Origin of the sequence: Nonomuraea rubra (assembly GCF_014207985.1) — a bacterium.
GTDB lineage: Bacteria > Actinomycetota > Actinomycetes > Streptosporangiales > Streptosporangiaceae > Nonomuraea > Nonomuraea rubra.
Map to the genome: position 1 here is coordinate 3,442,446 of NZ_JACHMI010000001.1, position 19,146 is coordinate 3,461,591.

23 protein-coding genes are annotated in these 19,146 nt (G+C 73.7%); 20 read left to right on the forward strand and 3 right to left on the reverse strand.

Annotated features, from left to right (window positions below; genetic code table 11):
- The 8 genes from HD593_RS15650 to HD593_RS15685 are packed head-to-tail and all read left to right on the forward strand — an operon-like array spanning position 1 to position 6,408.
- On the forward strand, positions 1 to 951 hold the full coding sequence (locus HD593_RS15650; protein WP_185102856.1) for a YihY/virulence factor BrkB family protein: 951 nt from the start codon (positions 1 to 3) through the stop codon (positions 949 to 951).
- The gene (locus HD593_RS15655; RefSeq protein ID WP_312903490.1) at positions 948 to 1,382 is read left to right on the forward strand and encodes a protease inhibitor I42 family protein; all 435 of its coding nucleotides are present in this window, start codon (positions 948 to 950) and stop codon (positions 1,380 to 1,382) included. The genes HD593_RS15650 and HD593_RS15655 overlap by 4 nt, the downstream gene beginning before the upstream one ends.
- A 10-nt stretch (positions 1,383 to 1,392) precedes the next feature.
- Entirely contained in the window at positions 1,393 to 2,100 is a 708-nt protein-coding gene (locus tag HD593_RS15660; RefSeq protein WP_185102857.1) for a DUF1838 family protein, read from the forward strand.
- The gene (locus HD593_RS15665; RefSeq protein ID WP_185102858.1) at positions 2,097 to 2,501 is read left to right on the forward strand and encodes an HIT family protein; all 405 of its coding nucleotides are present in this window, start codon (positions 2,097 to 2,099) and stop codon (positions 2,499 to 2,501) included. The genes HD593_RS15660 and HD593_RS15665 overlap by 4 nt, the downstream gene beginning before the upstream one ends.
- A 19-nt stretch (positions 2,502 to 2,520) precedes the next feature.
- A complete protein-coding gene (locus HD593_RS15670; RefSeq protein ID WP_185102859.1) occupies positions 2,521 to 3,702 on the forward strand; it encodes a sensor histidine kinase in 1,182 nt (393 codons plus the stop codon).
- Positions 3,703 to 3,735: 33 nt separating this feature from the next.
- Positions 3,736 to 4,485: a LytR/AlgR family response regulator transcription factor gene (locus HD593_RS15675; RefSeq protein ID WP_185102860.1), complete on the forward strand. Its 750-nt coding sequence runs from the start codon at positions 3,736 to 3,738 to the stop codon at positions 4,483 to 4,485.
- The gene (locus HD593_RS15680) at positions 4,482 to 4,883 is read left to right on the forward strand and encodes a hypothetical protein (protein ID WP_185102861.1); all 402 of its coding nucleotides are present in this window, start codon (positions 4,482 to 4,484) and stop codon (positions 4,881 to 4,883) included. The genes HD593_RS15675 and HD593_RS15680 overlap by 4 nt, the downstream gene beginning before the upstream one ends.
- Before the next feature lie 37 nt (positions 4,884 to 4,920).
- A complete protein-coding gene (locus tag HD593_RS15685; protein ID WP_185102862.1) occupies positions 4,921 to 6,408 on the forward strand; it encodes a sodium/solute symporter in 1,488 nt (495 codons plus the stop codon).
- Here the strand turns inward: HD593_RS15685 and HD593_RS15690 are convergent.
- On the reverse strand, positions 6,405 to 6,932 hold the full coding sequence (locus tag HD593_RS15690; protein ID WP_185102863.1) for an HD domain-containing protein: 528 nt from the start codon (positions 6,930 to 6,932) through the stop codon (positions 6,405 to 6,407). The two genes, HD593_RS15685 and HD593_RS15690, sit on opposite strands and share 4 nt — an antisense overlap.
- Positions 6,933 to 7,162: 230 nt before the next feature.
- Here HD593_RS15690 and HD593_RS15695 point away from each other — a divergent pair, with 230 nt between their 5' ends.
- A complete protein-coding gene (locus tag HD593_RS15695) occupies positions 7,163 to 8,086 on the forward strand; it encodes a phosphate/phosphite/phosphonate ABC transporter substrate-binding protein (protein ID WP_185102864.1) in 924 nt (307 codons plus the stop codon).
- Positions 8,083 to 8,844 carry a phosphonate ABC transporter ATP-binding protein gene (phnC, locus tag HD593_RS15700; RefSeq protein ID WP_185102865.1) on the forward strand — a complete coding sequence of 254 codons (762 nt, stop codon included), beginning with the start codon at positions 8,083 to 8,085 and terminating at the stop codon, positions 8,842 to 8,844. The genes HD593_RS15695 and phnC overlap by 4 nt, the downstream gene beginning before the upstream one ends.
- 10 nt (positions 8,845 to 8,854) lie before the next feature.
- Here phnC and HD593_RS15705 read toward each other — a convergent pair whose 3' ends face one another.
- Positions 8,855 to 8,992, reverse strand: a complete 138-nt coding sequence (locus tag HD593_RS15705) for a hypothetical protein (protein ID WP_185102866.1) — start codon at positions 8,990 to 8,992, stop codon at positions 8,855 to 8,857.
- A gap of 4 nt (positions 8,993 to 8,996) precedes the next feature.
- Here HD593_RS15705 and HD593_RS15710 point away from each other — a divergent pair, with 4 nt between their 5' ends.
- The 10 genes from HD593_RS15710 to HD593_RS15755 all read left to right on the forward strand — a co-directional run bounded on the left by HD593_RS15710 (position 8,997) and on the right by HD593_RS15755 (position 18,059).
- The gene (locus HD593_RS15710; RefSeq protein ID WP_185102867.1) at positions 8,997 to 10,556 is read left to right on the forward strand and encodes a PhnE/PtxC family ABC transporter permease; all 1,560 of its coding nucleotides are present in this window, start codon (positions 8,997 to 8,999) and stop codon (positions 10,554 to 10,556) included.
- 71 nt (positions 10,557 to 10,627) lie between these two features.
- A complete protein-coding gene (locus HD593_RS15715; RefSeq protein WP_185102868.1) occupies positions 10,628 to 11,347 on the forward strand; it encodes a GntR family transcriptional regulator in 720 nt (239 codons plus the stop codon).
- Positions 11,344 to 11,784 carry a phosphonate C-P lyase system protein PhnG gene (gene phnG / locus HD593_RS15720; protein ID WP_185102869.1) on the forward strand — a complete coding sequence of 147 codons (441 nt, stop codon included), beginning with the start codon at positions 11,344 to 11,346 and terminating at the stop codon, positions 11,782 to 11,784. Before HD593_RS15715 ends, phnG begins: the two co-directional genes overlap by 4 nt.
- Positions 11,781 to 12,452, forward strand: a complete 672-nt coding sequence (gene phnH / locus HD593_RS15725) for a phosphonate C-P lyase system protein PhnH (protein ID WP_185102870.1) — start codon at positions 11,781 to 11,783, stop codon at positions 12,450 to 12,452. The genes phnG and phnH overlap by 4 nt, the downstream gene beginning before the upstream one ends.
- Positions 12,453 to 12,454: 2 nt before the next feature.
- The gene (locus HD593_RS15730; protein WP_185102871.1) at positions 12,455 to 13,573 is read left to right on the forward strand and encodes a carbon-phosphorus lyase complex subunit PhnI; all 1,119 of its coding nucleotides are present in this window, start codon (positions 12,455 to 12,457) and stop codon (positions 13,571 to 13,573) included.
- Complete coding sequence (locus tag HD593_RS15735) at positions 13,570 to 14,427, forward strand: alpha-D-ribose 1-methylphosphonate 5-phosphate C-P-lyase PhnJ (protein WP_185102872.1); 858 nt, start codon at positions 13,570 to 13,572, stop codon at positions 14,425 to 14,427. Before HD593_RS15730 ends, HD593_RS15735 begins: the two co-directional genes overlap by 4 nt.
- Entirely contained in the window at positions 14,424 to 15,260 is an 837-nt protein-coding gene (locus HD593_RS15740; protein WP_185102873.1) for an ATP-binding cassette domain-containing protein, read from the forward strand. The genes HD593_RS15735 and HD593_RS15740 overlap by 4 nt, the downstream gene beginning before the upstream one ends.
- The gene (locus HD593_RS15745; protein ID WP_185102874.1) at positions 15,257 to 16,006 is read left to right on the forward strand and encodes an ATP-binding cassette domain-containing protein; all 750 of its coding nucleotides are present in this window, start codon (positions 15,257 to 15,259) and stop codon (positions 16,004 to 16,006) included. The genes HD593_RS15740 and HD593_RS15745 overlap by 4 nt, the downstream gene beginning before the upstream one ends.
- Positions 16,003 to 17,178, forward strand: coding sequence for an alpha-D-ribose 1-methylphosphonate 5-triphosphate diphosphatase (locus HD593_RS15750; protein WP_185102875.1), 1,176 nt, complete (start codon positions 16,003 to 16,005; stop codon positions 17,176 to 17,178). The genes HD593_RS15745 and HD593_RS15750 overlap by 4 nt, the downstream gene beginning before the upstream one ends.
- A 5-nt stretch (positions 17,179 to 17,183) precedes the next feature.
- The gene (locus HD593_RS15755; RefSeq protein ID WP_221524779.1) at positions 17,184 to 18,059 is read left to right on the forward strand and encodes an inositol monophosphatase family protein; all 876 of its coding nucleotides are present in this window, start codon (positions 17,184 to 17,186) and stop codon (positions 18,057 to 18,059) included.
- Here HD593_RS15755 and HD593_RS15760 read toward each other — a convergent pair.
- Positions 18,056 to 19,054 (reverse strand): LacI family DNA-binding transcriptional regulator, encoded by a 999-nt coding sequence (locus HD593_RS15760; RefSeq protein ID WP_185102877.1) that lies wholly within the window; start codon positions 19,052 to 19,054, stop codon positions 18,056 to 18,058. The genes HD593_RS15755 and HD593_RS15760 overlap by 4 nt on opposite strands.
- Positions 19,055 to 19,146: the final 92 nt, after the last annotated feature.

The following is a 19,146-nucleotide window of genomic DNA, read 5'->3' on the forward strand; positions in this document are numbered from 1 at the left end:
ATGCCGTCCCCCCAGGCTGTCCCCGACCATCCGGCCGACCTGCCGCGCGGGGCGTGGTGGCACGTGTTACGGCGGACGATCGCGGAATTCCGCAACGATCGTCTCCAGGACCTCGCGGCGGGGCTGACGTACTACGCCGTGCTGTCCATCTTCCCCGCGCTGATCGTGCTGGTGTCCCTGTTCCGCCTGCTGGGCAGGCAGGACGCGGCCGCGGTCGTGGGCAGCCTGCTGGCGGTGGCGCCCGCCGAGGTGCGCAGCGTGATCGACCAGGGCGTGCGGGCGGTCCAGGGCACGGACCACGCGGCGAGCGTCGTGGCCGCGGCCGGGCTGCTGATCGCCCTGTGGTCCGCCTCGGGCTACATCGGCGCCTTCATCAGGGCCGGCAACGTGATCTACGACATCGAGGAGGGCCGCCCGTTCTGGAAGATCACCCCGCTCAGGCTCGCCCTGACGATCCTGACCACCGTGCTGCTCGCGGCGGGGGCCGTCGCCGTCACGCTGACGGGGAAGCTGGCCGAGGCCGTGGGCGCGGCGCTGAGCATGGACGACGCGATGGTGACCGCGTGGAACGTGGTCAAGTGGCCGGTGCTCGCCCTGATCGCCGCAGGCATGATCATGGTGCTGTACTGGGCGGCGCCGAACGTCCGGCAGCCGGGCGTGCGCTGGCTCACGCCCGGCGGGCTGCTGGCGGTGGTGCTGTGGGTGGTCGTGTCGGGCGGCTTCGCCCTGTACGCGGCCTTCTTCGCCTCCTACGACCGGACGTACGGGACGCTCGCGGCGGTCGTGGTGTTCCTCGTCTGGTTGTGGCTGTCGAACATGGTGCTGCTGCTCGGTGCCGAGCTGGACGCCGAGCTGGTCAGGCAGCGCAGGATCGCCGAGGGGCAGCCGGCGGGGCGGGAGCCGTACGCGGTGCCCAGGGATCCGCCCGAGCCCGATAACCTGCCGGAGTGATACGCCGGACGACATCAGCCGCAGCCCTGCTCGCCTTCCTGCTGGCAGGGTGCGGTGGCGGGTCGGCGGTGAGCGACTACGGCAAGGTGGTCAAGGGCTCCAAGGGCGCGACCGTGCAGGTCGAGGTGCGCGCCGGGCAGCGGTTCTCGCTGGCCGTCACCGACAACCCCTCGGTCGGCGACAGCTGGGAGCTGGTGGAGCTGCCCGACGCGAAGGTGGCCTCGTTCATCAGCGAGGAGCACGAGAGCCAGGGCGAGGGCCCGGGGTCGGGCCGCACCGCCTACTTCGTCTTCAACGGCAAGCAGCCGGGCACCACCGAGATCAAGCTGTTCGACTGCTGGCGATGCGGTCAGGCCGGAACACCCTCCACGGAGGAGAGCAAACAGCAGTCCGGAGAAGCGATCTTCGCCGTGACGGTGGTGCCGCGTTAGGCTGCCGATCATGGACTTCCTCCGGGTGCGCGCCTCGTCCGACGGCGCGGAGACGATCTCGTACTGGACGGGCGACGTCTACGGCTGGCAGGACGACGACGGCCCGCACCACCTGTTCGGGTTCGAGGGGCTGAACGTGGCCAGGGCCGTCGAGGCCGACGGCGGCTGGCAGCTCCTGACCAGGGAGGCCGCTCTCTACCTGGACCCGGGGAGCAGGCAGGTGCTCGACTCCTGGCCGAACCCGTTCACCGGGCACGAGGTCGAGGTGCAGCACGTCTTCAACGACCCGGTGAACCAGCGGCTTGGCGCGTACCCGGTGCCCGAGACGCGGCTCGGCGGCCAGGTCGTCTACAACGTGGACGTGCGGCTGGCCTACCCGTCGCCGCTCAAGGTGGCCGACTTCCCCGACAACTCGGCCTCCGACACCTACCGCGCGCTGGAGCTGTTCCAGTTCTTCGCCTCGGCGGCCGACGTGGAGTCGGGGATGGCGGACGTGCCGTGCGTGTTCTCCTGGTGCCGGGTGTCGCCGTGGCTGCCGTGGATGGCCATGGGGCAGCGCGGGGGCGGGCTGGTCTACCACTGCCGGGGCGCCAAGGTCGAGGAGGTGCCGGAGCGGCTGCGCGCGCGCGTGGGCGAGCACTTCCTGCACGCCCCGCAGGAGTGGTCGGCGCCCAACATGACGAGCTGGACGGCGTTCGCGGATAGGGTCGGGCGGTGAGCACCGACCTGTTCTGCGAGATCATCGCCGGGGAGCGGCCCGCCTACGTGGTGGGCGCCGACGAGGTGGCGGTCTCCTTCCTCGACACCCGGCCCGTCTTCAAGGGGCACGTGCTGGTCGTGCCCCGGCTGCACGTGGAGACGCTGGGCGACCTCGGCGACGTCGGGCCGTTCTTCGAGCGGGTGCAGGCCATGGCGCGGGCGGTGGAGCAGGGGCTGCAGGCGGGCGGCACGTTCGTGGCCATGAACAACCGCATCAGCCAGAGCGTCGCCCACCTGCACGTGCACGTCGTGCCGCGCAACAAGAAGGACGGGCTGCGCGGCTTCTTCTGGCCGCGCACGACGTACGACTCCGCCGAGGAGGCCCAGTCGTACGCCGACCTCATCGCCAAGGCCCGCTGACCGGCTAGGCTCTGGCCGCGTGGAGTACCTGGTCGGCGTGGCCGTCGTCGCGGTGCTCGTCGGCGTGCCCTCGATCGTGTTGTGGCGGGTCATGCGGGGCCGCCGCGAGCTGGGCACCAGCCCGGCGGAGCGGGCCACGTTCGAGACCCTGCACACCGCCTCGCTCGCCGGGCCGCCGCTGCGGGCCGGGCTGACCGCCGACGGCGCCGAGCGCGCCTCGCGGCACCTGCGCGCGCTGCTCGGGTCGGCCGCGCTGGCGATCACCGACGTCGAGCGGCTGCTCGTGTACGACGGCGAGGGCGACGACCATCACGCCGAGCAGGCGTTCGAGCACGCGGCGGCCACCCTGAAGGACGGCCGCACGCAGGTGCTGACCATCGACTGCGACCTGCTCGAATGCCCCATCAGGCACGCCGTCGTGGTGCCGCTGACCACCGACGACCGCGTCGTGGGCGCGCTGGCCGCCTACGGGCAGAACGCCTCGGCGGGGCTGGTCAGGGCCGCGCAGGAGGTGGCCGGATGGGTGGACTCGCAGCTGGAGCTGGCCGAGCTGGACCGCTCGCGCACGCTGCTCATGGAGGCGGAGGTGCGGGCGCTGCGCGCGCAGATCTCCCCGCACTTCATCTACAACTCGCTCACCACCATCGCCTCGTTCGTGCGCACCGACCCCGAGCGGGCCAGGGAGCTGCTGCTGGAGTTCGCCGACTTCACCCGCTACTCCTTCCGGCGGCACGGCGAGTTCACCACGCTGGCCGAGGAACTGCGCTCCATCGACCGCTACCTGATCCTGGAGCGGGCCAGGTTCGGCGACCAGCTCCAGGTGACGCTGCGCATCGCGCCCGAGGTGCTGCCGGTGGCGGTGCCGTTCCTGTGCCTGCAGCCGCTGGTGGAGAACGCCGTGCGGCACGGCCTGGAGAGCAAGGACGGCGTCGGCCGCATCACGATCATCGCCGAGGACGCCGGCGCCGAGTGCCGCATCAGCGTCGAGGACGACGGCCTCGGCATGGACCCCGACAGGCTGCGCCGGATCCTCGCAGGTGAGATCACTCCCGCGGGCGGCGTCGGGCTGGCGAACGTGGACGAGCGGCTGCGCCAGGTGTACGGCGACGAGTACGGTCTGGTCGTCGAAACGGCCAGCGGCGCGGGCACCAAGGTCAACATCAGATTGCCGAAATATCACCCAGGCGTCTCCGCCCGTTGACCTCGATCTTTGTTGTCGGTTTTATCACTGTCTATGGCACAACTCCGGGTACTCGCGGTAGATGACGAGCTGCCCGCCCTCGAAGACCTGTCGTACCTGCTGCGCGCCGATCCCCGCATCGGCGAGGTGGTCACCGCCAGGGACGGCGCGGCGGCGCTGCGGCTGCTCGACCGCGCCATCGCCGACGGGCGGCCGATCGACGCCGTGTTCCTCGACATCAGGATGCGCGGGCTGGACGGCGTGGTGCTCGGGCGGCTGCTGTCGCAGTTCGCGAACCCGCCGAGGGTGGTGTTCGTGACCGCGTACGAGGAGCACGCGGTGGACGCGTTCGAGATCAAGGCCGAGGACTACCTGCTCAAGCCCGTCCGCCCCGAGCGGCTGGCGGAGGCGATCAGGCGGGTGGCGGTCTCCGCCGACGTGCCGGCGGAGGGCGGTGAGAGCGACACGATCCCGGTCGAGCTGGGCGGGGTGACCCGCTTCGTCTCCAGCGCCGACGTCATGTACGTGGAGGCGCACGGCGACTACGCGCGCCTGCACACGGCCGCGGGCAGCCACCTGGTGCGCATTCCGCTGGCCACGCTGGAGGAGCGGTGGGCGTCGGCGGGGTTCGTCCGGGTGCACCGCAGCCACCTGGTGGCGGTCAAGCACATCGAGGAGCTGCACATCGACTCGGGCAAGTGCAGCGTCCGGGTGGGGGACACCGAGATCCCGGTCAGCCGGCGGCACACGCGCGAGCTGCGCGACCTGCTGGTGCGGCGGGCCAGGAAGGGCAGGCAGGAATGAGCGCCGAGCAGCCGCGTCCGGCGCGACGCTCGCCCCATCCCCGCCGCGTCGCCGTCACCAGCCCGCGCACCGCCGCCGCCCGGCGCCCCCGCTACCCCGCGACCCGGGAGATCGACGAGCAGACCCGGCTCGGCGAGGTCTACATGCACTCCCTGCTGCGCACCCAGTTCAGGCTGGCCCTGTTCGTCTGCACGGTGCTGGCGTGCGTGGTGGGCGGGCTGCCGCTGCTGTTCCTGCTCATCCCCGAGCTGCGCGAGGTGCACCTGCTCGGCGTGCCGCTCCCGTGGGCGGTGCTCGCCGGCCTCATCTACCCGGCCTTCGTCATCGGCGCCTGGCTCTACGTCCGCCAGGCCGAGCGCAACGAGCGGCACTTCGCCGAGCTGGTCGAGCGCCGGTGAGCGGGCACCGGGCACGGCGTGACGCGGGGCCGGTCGCATGAGCCTGGCGGCTGTGCTGGTCGTGGTGGTCGCGGCCGTGCTCATCGGGGCGTTCGGGATCAGGTTCTCGCGGACCACGTCCGACTTCTACGTGGCCTCCCGCACGGTCAGCCCGCTCTGGAACGCCTCGGCCATCGGCGGCGAGTACCTGTCGGCGGCCTCCTTCCTCGGCGTCGCCGGGCTGATCCTGTCCTTCGGCGTGGACATGTTGTGGCTGCCCGTGGGCTGGACCGGCGGGTACCTGGTGCTGCTGGTGCTGGTCTCGGCGCCGCTGCGCCGGTCGGGGGCGTACACGCTGCCCGACTTCGCCGAGGCCAGGCTGGAGTCGATGACCGTGCGGCGCACCGCGAGCGTGCTGGTCGTGCTGATCGGCTGGCTCTACCTCATGCCGCAGTTCCAGAGCGCGGGCCTGGTGCTGCGCACGATCACCGGCGCGCCCGTGTGGGTGGGCGGCCTGCTGGTCGCGGTCGTCGTGGCGGTGAACGTGCTGTCGGGCGGGATGCGGTCGATCACGTTCGTGCAGGCGTTCCAGTACTGGCTCAAGCTGACGGCGCTGGCGGTGCCGCTGGTGTTCCTGCTGATGGCCTGGCAGGCCGACGGGGCGCCCAACGTCGGCGCGGCGGACGCGGCCACCTGGCAGGTGCCGCTGGCCGGGGGCAAGGAGTACGGGCTGTACTCGACGTACTCGCTGATCCTGGCCACGTTCCTGGGCACGATGGGGCTGCCGCACGTGCTCGTCCGCTTCTACACCAACCCCGACGGGCGGGCCGCCCGCCGTACGACGCTGGTGGTGCTGTCGCTGCTCGGGGCGTTCTACCTGCTGCCCGCCGTGTACGGGTGGCTGGGCCGGATGTACACGCCCGAGCTCGTCCGCACGGACACCGTCGTGCTGACCCTGCCGTCCCGCATGATCGGCGGCACCCTCGGCGACCTGCTGACGGCGCTGGTCACCGCGGGCGCGTTCGCCGCGTTCCTGTCCACCTCCTCGGGCCTGACCGTGTCCGTGGCGGGGGTGATCGCCCAGGACCTGCTCAAGGGCTCGGTGCGCTCGTTCAGGATCGCCACGCTGATGGCGGTGGCGGTGCCGCTGGCCCTGGCGCTGTGGGCGCGGGCGCTGCCGGTGGCGGACGTGGTGGGGCTGGCGTTCGCGGTGGCGGCCTCGTCGTTCTGCCCGCTGCTGGTGCTGGGCATCTGGTGGCGGCGGCTGTCCACGACGGGGGCGCTGGCGGGGCTGTTCGTGGGAGGGGGGCTGGCCTGCGCCGCCGTGCTCGTCACGATCGTGGCGGGGCCGCAGCGGGGGCTGGCGGGGGCGCTGCTGGCCCAGCCGGCGGCGTGGACGGTGCCGATCGCGTTCACGGTGATGGTGGCGGTGTCCTTCCTGACGCCGCACCGGGTGCCGGCCGGGGTGGCCAGGACCATGGTGAGGCTGCACACGCCGGAGGACCTCGACCTCGACCGCGGTGACTGGCGTCCCCGCTCGTCCTAGCTCATCACCCGCTCGTACGCCGCCACCAGGTCGTCCATGGCCAGCACCGGGCCCTCGGGGTCCTTGGCGGCGTCGTCCCAGCGGCGCAGGGCGACCGCGTCGGGCGCCCACGCGTGGGCCTCGAAGGCGGCCACCTCCTCCGGGGACATCGGGCCGCCCTGGACGCGCAGCGAGCGCACCGAGACCGGGCTCAGCGTGTCGTGGTAGGCGGGGTCCACGGCGACGAGGTAGCGCTTGGCGGCCACGTGCCGCTCGATGGCCCAGGCCGAGCGCTCGGTGAGGTGGTCGCGGGCGAAGGCGGCGCCGGCCTGCTCGTGGGGCATGCCGCGGTAGCGGGTGGCGACCTCGCGGGCGCGGCCCACGTCGTGGAAGGCGGCGGCCAGGACCAGCTCGTCGTCCGCGCCCGCCGCGACGGCGTGGGCGGCGGCCTGGAGGGCGTGGGTGCGCTGGTCGACGACCTCGCCGCCGTACGGCACGCCGGCGAGGGCGTCGAAGAGGTCGTGCAGCTCATCCCGAGAAAGCATGATTTATCCCCTTTTAGCGGGTTTGGTGCACGCATGATGACCTCCCTCCCGTGACCGGACGGTGGCCGCACGGTGAAGGTGCACCGGCCGGAACGTTACGGGCGGGTGGGTTCGCCCGGAGTTAACCCCCCGGTTCGTGCAGGGTCAGGCACGACTGGCCTGCTCCTCATTGTCGGCGACGACCGTGGCCGGCCAGACGTGCTACCTGCGAAAAGCTCGGAGAACCGACTGTGAAACGTACTCTGACCGCCCTGGCCATGATCGGCGCGCTCGCGGCGGCGGGCTGCTCCTCCGCCAGCGGCAGCAGCGCGGGCGACGGCGACGTGCTGCGCTTCGCCGCCGTGCCGACCGAGCAGAACATCGACCCCACCGCCGAGTACAAGGACATCATCGCGCTCATCGAGAAGAACACCGGCAGGAAGGTGGAGTTCGTCCGCTCCACCGACTACAACGCCGTCATCGAGGGCATGGTGTCCGGCAAGATCGACCTGGCGGAGTTCGGGCCGCTGTCGTACGTGCTCGCCAGGAGCAACGGCGCGAAGATCACGCCGATCGCGTCCATGGTCGAGAAGGGCGGCAAGCCCACGTACCAGAGCTACGGCATCGTCCCCGCCGGCAGCACGATCACCGGCATCGACGGGTTCAAGGGCGCCAAGGTCTGCTTCGTCGACCCCGGCTCCACCTCCGGCTACCTCTTCCCGAGCCAGGGCCTGCTGAGCGCCGGCATCGATCCCAAGACCGGGGTGCGGCCCGTCATGGCGGGCGGGCACGACAACTCCGTGCTGTCGGTCGCCTCGGGCAAGTGCGAGGCCGGCTTCTCCGAGAGCGGCATGGTGGACCACATCCTCATCGGCAAGGGCAAGCTCAAGGCCGGCGACGTGAAGATCGTGTGGAGGTCGGAGCCCATCCCCATGTCGCCGGTCGCCATGCGCGACGACCTGCCCGCCGACCTCAGGACCAAGCTCCAGCAGACCTACACCGAGGATGCGAACAAGGACCGCATGGTGCAGCTCGGCATCTGCGCGTCGGTGGACGCCTGCGCGGTGACCAACGACAACTCCATCTGGAGCTGGCAGGCCGTCACCGACGCGACCTTCGACCCCGTACGCGAGGTGTGCGCCGCCACGAAGAACGAGAAGTGCTCCAAGGCATGACGGCACCGGTCGTGGAGACGAAGGGGCTGGTCAAGTCCTTCGGCGACGTCACCGCGTGCGCCGGGATCGACCTGACCGTGGCCCGCGGGGAGATCGTCGCCCTGCTCGGGCCGTCCGGGTCCGGCAAGTCCACGCTGCTGCGGCACCTCAACGGGCTGACCCGGCCGGACGCGGGCCAGGTCCGCGTGCTCGGCGCCGACGTCGCGACCGTCAAGGGCGCCGAGCTGCGGGCGCTGCGGCGGCGGGTCGGCGTGGTCTTCCAGCAGTTCAACCTCGTCGGACGGCTGACGGTGATGGAGAACGTGCTGCACGGGGCGCTCGGCCGGGTCCGCGGCCCCCGGTACGGCATCGTGACCTGGCCCAGGTCCGTACGCGCCGAGGCGTTCGAGCACCTGGACCGGGTGGGCCTGGCGGACCGGGCCTACCAGCGGGCCGGGAGCCTGTCCGGCGGGCAGCAGCAGCGCGTCGCCATCGCGCGGGCGCTGCTGCAGCGACCCGAGCTGATGCTCGCCGACGAGCCCGTGGCCTCGCTCGACCCCGAGACCGCCGCGTCCGTGATGGACCTGCTGGTGCGCGTGTGCAGGGAGGACGGGCTGACCATGGTGTGCACGCTGCACCAGATCGAGCTGGCGCTGGAGTGGACCCGGCGGGTGGTGGGGCTGCGGCTGGGGGAGATCCGGCTGGACGAGCCCACCGAGCTGCTGGACGCCGTACGGCTGCGCGGGCTGTACCTGTCCGACCCCGTGACGGTGCCATGATCCGGCTCGCTCAGGAGGAGACGACCTCGACCTCGACCTCGACCTCGACCTCGACCTTGACCGCGGCTCGCGGGGGAGGGGCGGGCGGGGACTGGCCGGGGCCGCCGCGCACCGGGCGGCGGGTGGCCGCGTGGGCGTTTCCGATCATGTTCGTGGCGCTCGGAGTGCTCGCGCTCGGCCACCTCGGCGTCGGCGTCGGCGGGCTGGTCAGCGGGTTCGGCGAGGTCGTCGCGCTGCTGGCCAGGGCCGTGCCGCCGACGCTCGGCGACCCCGCCACCACGTTCGCGCACGTGCTCGACACGCTCTGGATGGCCATCGCGGGGACCGCGCTGGCCACGGTGCTGGCCGCCGTCCTGGGGGTGCTCGCCGCCTCGAAGGGCCGGGAGAGGGCCGGCGGGCCGGGCGCCTGGCGGAAGGTCGTGCGGCCGGCGGCGCTGGCCGTGATCGTGGCGTGCCGGGCCGTCCCCGATGTGGTGTTCGCCGTCTTCTTCGTGGCCGCGATCGGCATCGGCCCGCTGCCCGGCGTGCTGGCGCTCGGCCTGCACTCCGTGGGCATGCTGGGCAAGCTGTTCGCCGAGGCGGTCGAGCAGGCGGACACGGGGGTGCGCGAGGCCGTGGCCGGCACCGGCGCGGGGCCGGGGCAGCGGCTCCTGGCCGGCGTGCTGCCGCAGGTGGCGCCCGCCTGGGTGGCCGCCGTCCTGTACCGGCTCGACATCAACTTCCGCGGCTCCGTGCTGCTCGGCGCCGTCGGCGCGGGCGGCATCGGGCTGGACCTCAAGACGGCGTTCGGGTTCACCGACTACCGCGAGGCCGTCGGGATCGCGCTGGTCACCGTGGCCGTCGTGCTGCTCGTCGAGGCGGTCTCCGTGGGCCTGCGCGGGCAGTTGCTCGGCGCCGGGCGGGCCAAGGCCGTACCTCCCGTGCGGGGTGTCCGCGTGCCGTGGACCCGCGGCAGGACCGCCGCGCACCTGGCCGGATGGGGGGCGATCGTGCTGGCGGCGGTGGCGTTCTGGCGGGTCGGCGCGAGCCCGGCGGCGCTGGCCGACGCCGCCGCCGGATCGGTGCGCGCGCTCGGCGAGTTCTTCCCGCCGGACTTCGGGCCGATCGCCGGCTCGCTCGGCGAGGGCCTGCTGGAGACGGTCGCGATCGCGCTCGGCGCCACCTTCCTCGGCACCCTGGCGGGCATCCCGCTCGGCCTGACCGCCGCCCGCGCCGTGGCGCCCGGCGACGGCGTGCGCCTGACCGCCCGTGTCCTGCTCGTCGGCCTGCGTTCCATCCCCGACCTGCTGCTGGTGCTGGTGTTCGTGGCCGCGTTCGGGCTGATGGACGGGCCCGTCGCGGGAACGCTGGCGCTGGCCGTGTTCACGGCCGCCCTGGTCGCCAAGCTCGTCGCCGACGACGCCGAGGAACTGCGCGCAGGGCCGCGCGAGGCCGTGCGCTCGGCCGGGGCGGGGCCGGGCCAGGAGCTGACCGTGGCCGTGCTCGGCCAGCTCACGCCCCGGCTCACGGCCACCACCCTGTACGCGCTCGACGTCAACCTGCGGGCCTTCTTCGTCCTCGGCATCGTCGGGGCCGGCGAGCTCGGCTTCGCGCTGAGCCAGCAGATCAGGGCTCTCGGGTACGACGTGGTGACGGCCATCGTGCTGCCGGTGTTCCTGCTGGTCCTGGCCGTGGAGGCGGTCTCGGCCCGGCTGCGATCCGTCCTGCGTTGATGACCTGTGCGCTCATGCGGCGTCGCCCGCCGTTCACCTCCCGGTCAGAAAGCTCGCCGAGGCTGCTTGTCATGACAAGCACGCAGCGCTACCTGGAGATGGCCGACATCCTGGAGGCGGAGCTGGCCCACGTGCCCGTGGGCGCGCAGGTGCCGAGCGAGCACGTGCTGGCCGAGCGCTTCCACGTCAGCAGGCCCGCCGCCCGCGCGGCCCTGCAGGAGCTGGAGCGGCGGCTGCTGGTGCGCCGCGTCCAGGGTGTCGGCACCTTCAGGCGGGGGCGTGTGGAGTACGTGATCTCCGCGCACTTCCCGCCCTCGTTCAGCGAGACCGTGCGCCTGGCCGGCGCCGAGCCGGCGTCGCGGCTGGTGAGCTGCGGCGTGCGGCGCGCGGTCGAGCAGGAACGGGCCAGGCTGCAGCTCCAGCCCGGCGCGGCCGTGTGGACGGTCGAGCGGGTGTTCAGCGTGAACGGCGAGGTCGCCGCGTACGCCACCAGCGTCCTGCCCCGGCGCCCCCTGCTGAACCTGGACAGGGAGCTCGGCGACGAGGTCTCCCTGCACAGGGTGCTGCGCCGCCGCTACGGGCTCACCGTCGTCCGCGCCCGCTACCGGATCAGCCTCGACGTGCCCCCGCAGGGCATCGCCGAGCACCTGACCGGCGGCAGCCGCGGCCCCGTCTGGCTGGCCGAGAGCGTGAACCGCGCCGCGGGCGGCCCGTACGTCGAGTACGCCCGCACGTACCTGCGGCCCGACGTGCTCGACGTCACCTTCGAGATCGAAGAGGAAACCCATTGAACGACCTGATCAGTAGGGAGGAGCGGGCCGGGCTGCTGGCCTCCGCGACTCCCGGAGAGCTGCTGCCCCTCGCCGAGCGCCTGCTCCAGTCCGGCGAGCTGGGCGAGCCGACCGTGCTGCGCCGGCCAGAGGTCGGGATGGTGATGCTCACCGTGCGCGAGCCGGTGGCCGAGGAGCGCTTCCACCTGGGCGAGGTGCTCGTCACCTCGTGCACCGTCGAGGTGGCGGGCGCCGCCGGGTGGTGCATGCGGGGCGGCGACGACCGCGTGGCCGCCCTCGCCGCCGCCCTCCTGGACGCCGCGGCGGAGGCCGGGCTGCCGGCCGCCGGCGACGTGCACGCCCTGTGCGCGGCCGTGGCCGAGCGGCGGGCCAGGGAGGACGCCGCCGAGTGGGCCGAGGTGTCGATGACCCGCGTGGCCTTCGAGGAGCTGACATGACCGTCACCGCCGTCCAGGGGATCGGCGTCCACGTCCGCGCGGTGACGCCGACGGCGGCGCAGGCCCAGGCCGACTTCCGCGCGCTGCTGAACGTGCTGTCCAGGCCGGGCGTGCTCGACGTCGTGGGGCGCGGAGAGGGGCCAGGGCACGGAGAGGGGCGCGGCGAGAGTCGCGGCGAGGGGCCCGTGGCGCTGGCCGTGGCCGCCGGGCTGGCCGACGTCGAGGTGCCGACCGCCGTGCTGACCGCGCCCGGCGACGAGCACTGGGCGCGCGCCCTGCACCTGGGGACGTCCGCGCCGCCCGCCCCGCCGGAGCGGGCCCGCATGGTGGTGGCGCTCCGCCCACCGGCCGCGGCCGAGATCGCCGGGCTGACCAGGGGTGACGCCATGCACCCCGAGCTCGGGACGCGGCTGGTCGTCGCCGTCGACGGCCTGGGACAGGACTCCGGGAACGTTCCAGGAGCGGTCGTCCTCACGCTCAGCGGGCCGGGAGTGCCCGGGACGCGGCGGCTGTGCGTCACCGGCCTGCCCCGTGACGTCTTCGAGGCGCTCGCCGCCGCCAACGCCGGCTTCCCCGCGGGCGTCGACACGTTCCTCGTCGCCCAGGACGGGACCGTGGCCGGGCTGCCGCGCAGCACCCGCATCGAGATCGAGAACGGAGACCACTGACCATGGGTTACTCAGGTGCCAGCGGCGGCCACGAGGCCATCCTGGCCGCCGAGCGGCTCGTCGAACGCCACCGCTACGGCGGCTCCAGCGACTGGCTGGCCATCGACCAGATCACCGGCCGGCTGCGGCTGGCCGTGGACCGGATCATGGGCGAGGGCGGCCTGTGGGCCCCCGAGCTGGCGGCCAGGGCGCTGCGCCAGTCGGAGGGCGACGTGCAGGAGGCGGCGCAGCTCATCAGGGCGCACCGCTCGACGCTGCCCCGCGTGGCCTACTCCGAGCCGGTGCACGCCGACGAGCTGCGCGTCTCGCGCCGCATCTCGCCCGCCTTCCGCAACCCGCCCGGCAGCCAGCTGCTCGGCCGCACCCTCGACTACGTGGGCCGCCTGCTCGACCTGATGCCGGAGGAGCAGGCCAGGGCCCGCGCCGAGGAACCCGCCGAGCCCCCGGCGAACGGCCACGCGAACGGCCACGCGAACGGTCACGGGCACGGGCACGCCGGGGGTGAGGACCCGCGCCGGCCGCCGCGCCTGCTCGGCCTGCTGCGTTCCATGGGCATGCTGGTCGAGAGGCGTACGGACGGCGACCCCGACCCGTACGACATCACCCGCTCGCCCGTACGCCCGGGAGTCCCCCGCTCGGCCCGCCTGACCGCGATGGCCAGAGCGGAGACGGGCGCCCTGGTGCACCTGTGGTACTCCAACACCTTCCAGCCGGGCAGGCACAACCACGAGTTCCCCGGCGAGGTACGCCACGGCACTCTCCCCGTACGGGTCAGCCATCCTCTGACCGGCAACCCGGTCACGGTCGCGGAGGTGCGGGTCACCGAGGTGGAGACGATCGACGACCTCGACCGCGCCGAGGAGGACCGTAGCCGCCTCGACCTGGGCTACGGCATGTGCTTCGGCCACAACGAGCGCAAGGCCATCGCCATGGCCGGCCTCGACCTGCTGGTGCACCGCGACGGCGGCCGTACGGAGCTGGAGCAGGAGGTGCTGCTGACCCTCGACGGGATCGAGGCGTCCGGCTTCCTGGAGCACCTCAAGCTGCCCCACTACGTGGACTTCAGGTCGGTGCTCGACCGCAAGCGCGCGGTGCGCGCGGCCATGGAGGAGGCCCGATGAGGACGATCACCGACCTGGCCGGGGACGGCGCCCCCAGGGGCATCTTCGACGAGCTGTCCAAGCGCGAGGTCCGCAGGGCCGCGCTCACAGCCGTGGCCGTGCCGGGCTACCAGGTGCCGTTCGGCTCCCGCGAGATGCCGGTGGCGCGCGGCTGGGGCTCCGGCGGCCTCCAGGTGACGCTGGCCCTCGTCGGCCCCGAGGACCGGCTCAAGGTCATCGACCAGGGCGAGGACGGCGGCGTGAACGCCTCCAACCTGCGCCGCCTGGTCGTCGGCCACGTCGGCTGCGAGGAGGAGACCGACACGCGGCAGGCCAGCCTGATCCAGTCCAGGCACCGCATCCCCGAGACGCCGCTGCGCGCCGACCAGACGCTCGTGCTGCAGGTGCCGGTGCCGGAGCCGCTGCGCGCCGTCGAGCACGACGTGCGCGAGCAGCGCAGGATGCACGCCGAGGCCGACTATTCGCGCATGTGGGTCGGCCTGTACGAGGACGTCGTGCGCAACGGCGTCGTCACCAAGACCGCCGGCTACCCCTGCATGGTGAACGGCCGGTACCTGATCTCGCCCACGCCGATCCCCAGGTTCGACGTGCCGAAGCTGGACAGGACCGAGCACCTGACGCTGTTCGGGGCGGGCAGGGAGAAGCGGATCTACGCGGTGCCGCCGCACACCGAGGTGGAGCCGCTGGTGTTCGAGGACATCCCGTTCGAGGTCGAGCACACGCCCGGCGCCGCCTGCCGGCACTGCGGGTGCGAGGAGTCGTACCTGGTGGAGGTGCCGGCGACGGACGGGTCCGTGACGTGGGTGTGCAGCGACACGGACTTCTGCACGCGTAACAGGGAGAGGGAACGATGAGCTGGGCGTTGAAGGTGGACGGGCTCGGCAGGGTCTACGGCGACCAGGACCCGCGCTCGCTGCCCGGCACCGGGCCCGAGCACGGCACCTCGGTCTCGCCCGCGACCGGGGCCGTGGTGGCCGCCTGGGACGTCGCCTTCGAGGTGGCGCCGGGGGAGGCGCTGGGCATCGTCGGCGAGTCGGGCTCGGGCAAGTCCACGGTCATGCGCTGCGTGGCCGGTGACGAGCGGCCCAGCCGGGGCAGCGCGTACCTGCGGGGCTACGACGACGGCCGGACGGACGTGCTGGCGCTGGACGACGGCGCCCGCAGGCGGCTGCGCGTCGACCGCGTCTCCGTCGTCTACCAGGACCCGGCCTACGGGCTCGACCTGGACACCAGCGCGGGCGGCAACATCGCCGAGAGGCTCACCGCCGCCGGGGGCCGGCACTTCGGCCGCATCAGGGAACGGGCCGCCGAGCTGCTGGAGCTGACCGAGGTGCCGCTGTCGCGCATGGACGACCCCGTGCGCACGTTCTCCGGCGGCATGCGGCAGCGCGTGCAGATCGCCAAGGCGCTGGCCAACCGGCCGCCCGTGCTGCTGCTCGACGAGCCCACCACCGGCCTGGACGCCTCCGTCGCGGCCGGCGTGCTCGACCTGCTCAGGAACCTGCTCGAACGGCTCGGCGTCGCCGCCGTGGTCGTCTCCCACGATTTCGGCGTCATCGAGATGCTGACCAGGAGGGTGATGGTGATGCAGCACGGCCGCGTCGTGGAGACGGGCCTGACCGACCAGCTGCTGGAGGACCCGCAGCACCCGTACAGCCAGCGGCTCGTGGCGGCGGCGCGCGGATGAACGTTCTCCGGATCAGGGAGCTGGTCAAGTCCTTCACCCTGCACACGATCGACGGCCGCACCGTGGGCGCGCTGCGCGGCGTGGACCTGGACGTGGCCGCCGGCGAGCACGTCGCGCTGGCCGGCTCGTCCGGGGCGGGCAAGTCGTCGCTGCTGCGCTGCGTCTACCGCACGTACGTGCCGACGGCCGGGCGGATCCTGCTGCGCACCTCCTCCGGCGAGGTCGTGGACCTGGCGGGGCTGCCCGACGCCCAGGTCGCCGACCTGCGCGGCAGGGAGCTCGGCTACGTCTCGCAGTTCCTGCGGGCCGAGCCGCGGCGGGCCGTGCTCGACGTGGTCGCCCGCGCCGGCGCCGCCCGCGGCCTGGACCCGGACGCCGCCACGGACGCCGCCGCGGCCGCCCTGCGCAGGCTGGGCATCGACGAGCGCCTGTGGGCCATGCACACCACCGTCCTGTCGGGCGGCCAGAAGCAGCGCGTGAACCTGGCCGCCGGCACCATCTCGCCGCCCAGGCTGCTGCTGCTCGACGAGCCGGTCTCCGCGCTCGACCCCGTCAACCGGGAGGCGGTGCTGGCCATGATCGCCGACCTGACGGGCGCCGGCGTGGCCGTGCTGTCCGTCTTCCACGACCTCGACGCCATCGAACGGCTGGCCACCCGCGTGGTGGTGCTGGAGGACGGCCTGGTCGCCGCCGGCGGGGCGCCCGCCGACGTCCTGCGGAACTCTGCTGTGGAGGTTGCCCGATGAAGGTGCTGGCACACGCCAAGGCCGTCCTGCCCGACCGCGTCGTCGACGACGCCCTGGTCGTCACCGAGGGCGGGCTGATCACCCACGTCGGCGAGGCGCGGCCGGGCGCCGTGCCCGCCGAGGCCGTGGACCTGCGCGGCGCGCTGCTGCTGCCCGGCCTCGTGGACACCCACTCCGACGGGCTGGAGACCGAGCTGCGGCCCCGGCCGTCGGCGGAGTTCGAGGTCGGATTCGCCGTGTCGAGCTTCGAGGGGCGGGTACGCGCCGCGGGCATCACGACGGTGTTCCACGGGGTGGCGTTCGAGTCGCACAACCGCAAGGGCCGCACCGTGGACCGGGCGCGCCGCATCGACGCCGCGCTGCGCGAGCGCTCCGCCTCCGGGCACGCGCTGGTGGACCACCGCGTCCTCTACCGCCTCGACGCCCGCGACCCCGAGGGCCTGGCGGCCCTCGAATCCTGCCTGTCCGGTACGCCCGTGCCGCCGCCACTGGTGTCCTTCGAGGACCACACGCCCGGGCAGGGCCAGTACCGGGACTCGGCCGTGTACCGGCGCTGGCTGGAAGGCACCGAGGGGATCTCCCCCGAGGAGGCCCAGCGGCGGGTGGAGACGCTGGTGGCCGAGCGCGACACGCGCATCGGGCACCGGGAGGTCGCGCTCGGGCGGCTGGCGGAGCTGGCGGCGAGGGGACGGGCGCGGCTGCTCGCGCACGACCCCGTGACCGCGGACGAGATCGACGCCGCGGTGGCCAACGGGGTCGCGGTCGCCGAGTTCCCCACCACGCCGGAGGCCGCCAGGGCCGCCCGCGAGCGCGGGCTGCGGGTGGTGGCCGGCGCGCCGAACGTCCTGCGCGGCGGCTCCCACTCGGGGAACGTGTCGGCCGCGGAGCTGGTGGCGGCCGGGCTGGTGGACGGGCTGTCCAGCGACTACCTGCCCTCCACGCCGCTGGCGGCGGCGCTGCGGCTGGCCTCGCTCGGGATCGTGCCGCTGCCGCGCGCCGTGGCACTGGTCACCTCCGGGCCCGCCTCGGTCGCGGGGCTGGCGGACCGGGGCGCGCTGGTGGCGGGGCAGCGCGGGGACCTGGCGGTGGTGACCGTCGAACGCGGGTGGCCGACGGTGCGCACCACGGTCACGGCCGGTGACTCCGCGCTGCTCGCGGGGGTAGGACAGTGACGCGGATGCCGGGAGGAGAGGGGACGCCGATGCCCGGGGTGCGGAATGCGCGGGGGTGGGGCGCCGGGGTGCCCGTGGAGGCGCATCCGGCCCTGGCCGCCGCGGCCTCGGCGGCGCTGGACGCCTACACCGCCGCCACCACCGAGCACGACCGCGCCACCCTGGCCGCCGTCGTGGCCGACGGGGCGGACGGCACCCCGACCATGCGCATCGACGTGCTCGTCGAGGACGCGATCCTGGCCGCCCTGGCCCGGCACCCGGTCAACGTCCTCACCGAGGAGACCGGCTGGGTGGACCACGGCTCGGCACTGACCCTCGTCCTCGACCCGGTGGACGGCTCGGCCAACGCCGCCGCCGGCGTCCCCCTGTCGGCGTTCTCGGCGGCCGTGGCCGAGGACGGCGTCTTCACCGAGGCGCTGACGGTGTGGCTGGACACCGGGCGGAGCTGGTGGGCCCGGGCGGGCGTGCCGTCCCCGCTGCGTACGACCGGTCGCAAGGCGCTGGACGGCGCCGCGGTCTCCCTCCTGCGCCCCCACCCGGCCAACCCGGGGGCGGCGGCCGCCTGGTGGGAGGTGGCGCGGCGGGCGGCCCGCGTGCGGATCCTCAGCACGAGCTGCCTGGAGGGCGCCCTGGTGGCCCAGGGCGCGACGGACGCCTTCGCCGACGCCGCCACCGACACGCACCGGCTGGTGGACCTCGCCGCCTCCGTCGTCCTGGCCGAGGCGGCGGGCGGGGCGGTCAGGGACGTGTTCGGGCGGGCCGTCGAGCTGGACACGGACCTGACCAGGCGGTGGAGCGGCGTCGTGGCCGCCACCCCGGAGCTGGCCGACGAGCTGGCCACCGTCCTGCGCGAGTCCTACGAGGCCGGACGCGACGGCTAGGTCAGGCCCGGGGGGAGCTCGCCGGAGCCGCGCGGCACCAGCTCCACCGGCACCTTGATGCGCCGGGCCGCCGGCGACGGGCTCAGCAGGAGGTCCACGGCGGCGCGGGCCAGGCGGGCGGTGTCGTAGCGGACCACCGTCACGCCCGGGTTGAACACGTCCGCCAGCGCGAAGTCGTCGAACCCCACGTACGCGGGCCGCTCGGGCCGCTCGCGCAGGGCCTGGAGGATGCCGATGGCCGCCCGGTTGTTCGTGGCGAAGAAGGCCGTGGGCGGCGAGGGCAGGTCGAGCAGCCGGGTGACCTCGCCCGAGACCCGGCCGGGGTCGTACAGCTCGCGCACCACCAGTTCCTCGTCGGCCGGCACCCCCGCGCCGGCCAGGGCGGCGCGGTAGCCGGTCGCGCGGTCGTGCACCGAGCTGATCCCGTCGTCGTCGGAGATCAGCGCGATCCGGCGGTGGCCGCGGGCGAGCAGGTGCTCGGTGGCGATGCGGCCGCCCCACACGTCGTCGAGCAGCACCACGTCGGCCCCGTCCAGGCCGGGCGGCACCCGGTCCACGAACACGGTGGTGAGGCCGGCGTACTCGGCCAGCCAGGAGTGGTCGGCCGCCGAGGGCACGACGATCAGGGAGTCCACGCCCCTGGCGTACATGGACTCGATCAGCATGCGTTCCTTGTCGGCGCTCTCCTCGTACGAGCCGAACACCACCAGCGCCTCGTGACCGGCGGCGGCGGACTCGACGGCGGCGGCCAGGCGCGAGTAGAACTCGTTCGAGATGTTCTCCATCACCAGCCCGAGCGTCAGCATGGTGGCGCCCCTGGCCAGCCGGGCGGCGGCCTCGTTGCGGCGGTAGCCGAGCGCGTTGATCGCGGCCTGCACGCGCTGCTGCAACGACGCCCGGACGTGGGGCTCCTGGTTGACGACGCGGGAGACGGTCTTGAGGCTCACCCCCGCTTGCCGGGCGACGTCCGCCATGGTCGGCTTGCCGCGCTTCATCGCTCCGCTCCGCTCAACCGCCGGGTCGCCGGACGCGCTTGCCCGCTCTGGTCGCCGCGCTGCCGCTCGGTCCGCTGTCGCGGAGCGCGTCG